The following is a 4993-nucleotide window of genomic DNA, read 5'->3' on the forward strand; positions in this document are numbered from 1 at the left end:
TACCAGGACACTCTCAAGGCGAACCTGACCGTTTTTCTAATCATGCAACAAAGCCCAGCGTATCCATAAAAAATGCTGGCTGTGGGGAAGGCATTTGCTTCAGGTCAAGAGCAGCAGACGAAGGGGCGATCGCACCATGGTCGGTTGCGGATGCATCGACTTGAGTCGCCTCTTGGAAACTATCGATCTGTTGCAGTACAGCTTGATGCACATGCTCAGGTGCTCTATCCGACACCCAATCGGTGAGTGGATTAAGGTTACTTTGGTTTCCCAACGGCGATGCAGCGATGCTGCTGAGGGCAAAGCATATACCCGCAGCCGGAACTCCGGTTTTCTTCAGAGTATGGAAGGTGAGATGGGCTGTATTCGTTGGAACACTAGCGTTCGAAGAGGTGGCGGGTTTCGCAAACTTGACCAGTTTTTCTACGAATTTCTCTTGGCTGAGTTGAGTCTGGAGTTCGCGGATCGCATTGCTATTTTCAAACAGAGGCGGGGAAACGGGAGAGAGATTGGGGGCGTAGGTGTGATGCACGGGGATAGTTCCTTTTCATTCGGATCAGGGGCTTGGATAGCTATAACTTCGATGGCGATCGCTCCCATTTCATGGCTTTTTTGGTGTTTGGTACCGCCAATTCGTGTGATTTGCGTCAAAACCTGACGCGATCGAGGTTAGCAGTCATAGCAGGTTTGAATTTCGAGGGTTCAGTTTTGAGTTAGCAATGCATTGCGAGGTCAACGCCTCCAGCGTTATGGCTGTCATGCTGGCTTAAGAACCTTGGATGAGAAACCTCTGGTACCCAGAAAAGGCCAAATCCGATGTTTTTTCGCATCTCAAAGCTTTAAGTTTTCGCTGCGTCATCCGGATCAGGGATAAAGCTTTGGAAAGACGTTGAGAGGCTTATTGTGCTCCGCATACAGATTCAATGCAGATTTTCGGGACTGTGTGATGGGAGCGATCGTGTACTGTTTGGAGGGATAGGAATGGTAGCTGCAACGTACTGTCCAGAATCGCGTAAGAGTCCCCAGATTTTGGTCTCGATTGAGGAACTGCGGGGGTATTTTCGAAACGCCGAAACAGATTTATATCGCAGTAAAGGATTCCGAAAGATTTTGGCGGAGTTCAAGAAGCAAGGAACGCTAACCTCAGAGGTGCAAGCCGCGATAAAGGCAATGTGCCGGGAGGCTATCCGTTCAACGCTACGTCAGGTCTGCTGCCTAGAGCCGCCGCCTGTGCGGTCAGAACTCCCGATTGCACCTGCGGCGTCAAGTGATGCTGAGCGATCGCCCCACCTCGCCGCGATAACGGAAGGTGTCATTACGCCTGCTCCTCTCCCTCTCAACCTCCCTCCCCTCGAAACTCCTGAAGCGACCGATGGAACTCCAGCGCCATTTCTTTCAGTTCAAGACTTCACCTTTGAGACGGTGACGCATCTGTCCGTCAATCCGGTTAGCGTTACACCTGAACCTTCAACGCTCCAGGGTGTGACCCCTCCCCCGGCGGAGGCAGAGGCAATGGCAGACGCAGAGGCAGAATCCGCCGAGGTTCAAGCTATTCCTGCACAGAAACGCGATCGCCCTACCTTGAACGCAGTGAATCCCGCCTACTGGTGGTCATTGCTGCATCGGCCCAAACCCTATGTGCCAACGCCTGAAGAACTCCGCCAAAGCCAGCTCCAAGCCATTGGCAAAACCCTGCAAGATGCCCGCCTTGCCCAAAATATGCCCCTAGAGGCGCTCCATCAGCGCACCCTCGTTGCTCGTCACCAAATTCGCGCCATCGAAGCCGGGGGTGGAAAGTGGTTGCCGGAAGATATTTATCTCAAGGGCTTTATTCAACGTATGGGCAATGAGTTGGGGTTGGATGGCTTAGCGCTAGCCAATCAGCTCACGCCGTTACCCGTCCCTGACTCCCAGCGCCCCAGTTGGTATTCTCAATCGCCAGCGATCGCTGCCTCTTCCCTGAATCCAACCCAACTTTACATTGGTTATGCGGCGGTTGTAGCGGGCAGTGTTTGGGGCTTGAGTTGGGTGTCCCAACATCCTATTGATGGGTCTCAGATTCCGGTGCTTCAATCCGCTTTGGGTGGGCAGTCCCCGAGTCTTCAGCCCCAAGTCGCCCAAGAAGGACTCAAGATAGCACCGCAGGCGACGGTAGATACGGCAGGGAACATCAAAATTCAGTTTTCTGAACGTCGGGTGCGATCGCCCTTAGCCCCCGAAAAAGCAGCTATGGAAGCGGTTGATTCCCAGACCTAGAATCGCTTAAGTAGAGAGTCCTAACTAAACGTAGCTCTGGAACCTAGAAAGCTCGGTATACCGTTCTCAGGACATCGTTTAATTCAGGTTACCCACTTACTCCTAAGATCTGCGACTTCTGGCCAGCTTCCTAAAAGGAGCGGGTCGGAATCATAGGAGAAGTCGCAGATCTGGTTTCTCCGAACGATCCCAGGGGCGATCGCTCATCGACACGTTGAGCCAGCAGGCTTTGTTGTGCTTCTGTGATCGGGCGATCGCCGCTTGCAAAATAGAAATTGATACACTACTGAAGCAACCCCTTCATAGCGGCACTCCGTATGACTGTTGCGAAACCTGCATCACTGACGCTAGAAGAGTTTCTGCAATTGCCAGAAACAAAGCCTCCTAGTGAATATGTCAACGGTCAAATCATCCAGAAGCCGATGCCCAAAACCCGTCACGCAAGGCTTCAGGGAAAGTTGATCGAGGCAATTAACGCAGTCACCGAAACCCAAAAGATCGCCTATGCGTTTCCAGAACTTCGCTACACCTTTGGCGATCGCTCCATTATTCCCGACATCTCTGTATTTTTGTGGCAGAGTATCGCCCTTGATGAAAATGCAGAACCGTTAGACACCGTTCTTATTCCCCCCAACTGGACAATCGAGATCCTTTCACCCAATCAAAGTTCCAATCACGTGACTGGGAATATCCTGCACGGCCTCAATTACGGCTGCCAGTTGGGCTGGTTGATTGACCTTGATGATCGTTCGGTGATGATCTTTCAACCGCAACGACAGCCAACGCTGCTTTATCAAGACGATAGGCTGAGGGTTTTAGACGAAATTGAGCTAGAGCTTACCGTAGTCCAGCTCTTTGGCTGGTTAAAAATGGGCGTAGAATAAATCGCTTGACTCTGGATTCTAGAAGGGTAATCCTGTTGCGATCACCCTTCTCTAATCAGCACGGGCGATCGCACTTCAACTTTATAGGTGAGATAGAATGTTGGGGCTTGAAGTATTCATTCACCTATAAAGGAGCGCACAGAGGGAGCCTTGGATGCGACTAAAAGAACAGAAGCTAGGAAATATGGGCTTGGGTCATACTCTCTTCTCGCCCTGGAAGCTTTGGACAATTATAGCAGTGATTTTCATATCTATTCTGCTGTCAAGTTGTAGCAGTAATACCTCAGATTACAAGACTAGCTTGGGCGATCCATCTCTTTATAAAGAGCTTTATAATAAACGTGCTAAAGAGTATGAATCATTAAGAAGAAAGCTTGAGAATGCTAATAATGAAGTCTTGAGAATGAAAGAAAGATATGCTGCGTTAAGGGCATCAAAGGAAGGCAATACAGCTTTGTTAGAGAGAGAAAAAGAACTAGATTTAAGAGAAAGAAATCTATACGAGAGAGAAGAAAAACTAAAACAGGAACAAGAAAAGATTGACAATGCGACTTCTGATATCTTTGATAGATCTATTGAAAATCTTTTAAGAGAAATTAAAAGCAAAAATACTCAAGTTGGAACTTTAATATTAACAACTATCATATTAGTCGTTTTTATAATATTTTTATTGCTATACATATTTCTCTACAGCTACGGGATTCTTGGTGAAAGATCTAGAGTCATGCCGATGTCCATTGTCAATATCTCTGAAGTGGAGGGGGATTCTCGAATTTTGAAATCGACTGAGAAATTGCTACCTGAGACTTCAGAGCCTCAAGATGACAATGAAGAATAGAGCGATCGTCTTTGTGGAAGGTCAATGGTTGGTTTCGTCAACTCAACCAACCTACAAGTGTAATCGCACTACAGGATCTGTATGAGCTATTGCTCGAGTCGGTACGGGAATCACTCTCTGTTGACACCTCAAAAACCAGAGAAGTATAATCAGAGACAAGTATATTCTAGAGGCATTAGTCCAATGAGTAAAATCGAAGGAGCAAAAGCAACAGCAGCAGGAGTGGCAGGAGCAGCCGCCGGATATGGAGCTGTTGCTGCAACAGGTGTAACTGCTGCTGGGATGGTTGGCGGTGGTGCAGGTTTTGGAGCAGCGGCTGGGCCTGTTGGTGCTGGAATAGGTGCATTGGCAGGCTTGGCTGCTTATGGCATATATCGTGTTCTTAAGGTTTAATTAAATTAATCTAGTTAGTTTTATGCTGGTAATGCAATAGTTGCTACCTCTTGATGAAAGTGGTTAGTTACTTCTGATTACCAGTCTTTAGAGTGTTCACTTGTTATTAGTTTCCTAACTGGTCAGGTTGCAAAACAATCAGTGTAGTCCTTCCATTGCATCAGCGATGCATCAGCGAGGTGATTTATGGGGCCTTGGTTAATTCCCCTTGCAGTAATTCCCCTTGCAGGGGTCGCAATCGGCGTAGCATCTACGTTGCTACGTGACTCTCGTGATCCCAATAAGTGGTATGGGAAGATGGTATGCAATCGATGTGGTTATGATTGGCAGGCTAGGCGATCAACGCCATCTGCCAGATGTCCTAAATGCTCGTCCAAAGACGTTAATCCTATAAACGGGTAGTCATTTTCCTAGCTTAGAAACTAGTCGCTTAGTAGCTAGTAGTAGCGCATCTAGTCTAAGGCGATGAGTAAAGCAATCCGTCAAACAATTGATTTTCTGTTTAAAGGGCACGAACTTTATCCACTAAATTAGCTTGGACGCAGTATTACGCTAGCAACTCAGCAAACATCGCATGAACCGCTTGCTATGCCTTGGTTTCCAGTCAGTGCCAGTCCGTTCT

Annotated in this window: 5 protein-coding genes; 4 read left to right on the plus strand and 1 reads right to left on the minus strand. The window is 48.0% G+C overall.

Translation table 11 applies throughout. From position 1 onward, the window contains the following. Window positions 1-40: 40 nt before the first annotated feature. Window positions 41-532, minus strand: a complete 492-nt coding sequence (locus tag IGR76_14880) for a hypothetical protein (protein MBF2079760.1) — start codon at window positions 530-532, stop codon at window positions 41-43. A 449-nt stretch (window positions 533-981) separates the two neighbouring features. Between IGR76_14880 and IGR76_14885 the strand changes: the two genes are divergently transcribed. The 4 genes from IGR76_14885 to IGR76_14900 all read left to right on the plus strand — a co-directional run bounded on the left by IGR76_14885 (window position 982) and on the right by IGR76_14900 (window position 4371). Further along, entirely contained in the window at window positions 982-2256 is a 1275-nt protein-coding gene (locus IGR76_14885; protein MBF2079761.1) for a helix-turn-helix domain-containing protein, read from the plus strand. 317 nt (window positions 2257-2573) lie between these two features. Then, entirely contained in the window at window positions 2574-3140 is a 567-nt protein-coding gene (locus tag IGR76_14890; protein ID MBF2079762.1) for a Uma2 family endonuclease, read from the plus strand. 301 nt (window positions 3141-3441) lie between these two features. Continuing rightward, on the plus strand, window positions 3442-3978 hold the full coding sequence (locus IGR76_14895) for a hypothetical protein (protein ID MBF2079763.1): 537 nt from the start codon (window positions 3442-3444) through the stop codon (window positions 3976-3978). Window positions 3979-4098: 120 nt separating this feature from the next. Then, complete coding sequence (locus tag IGR76_14900) at window positions 4099-4371, plus strand: hypothetical protein (protein MBF2079764.1); 273 nt, start codon at window positions 4099-4101, stop codon at window positions 4369-4371. Window positions 4372-4993: the final 622 nt, after the last annotated feature.

The sequence above is a fragment of the Synechococcales cyanobacterium T60_A2020_003 genome (assembly GCA_015272205.1).
Lineage (GTDB): Bacteria > Cyanobacteriota > Cyanobacteriia > RECH01 > RECH01 > JACYMB01.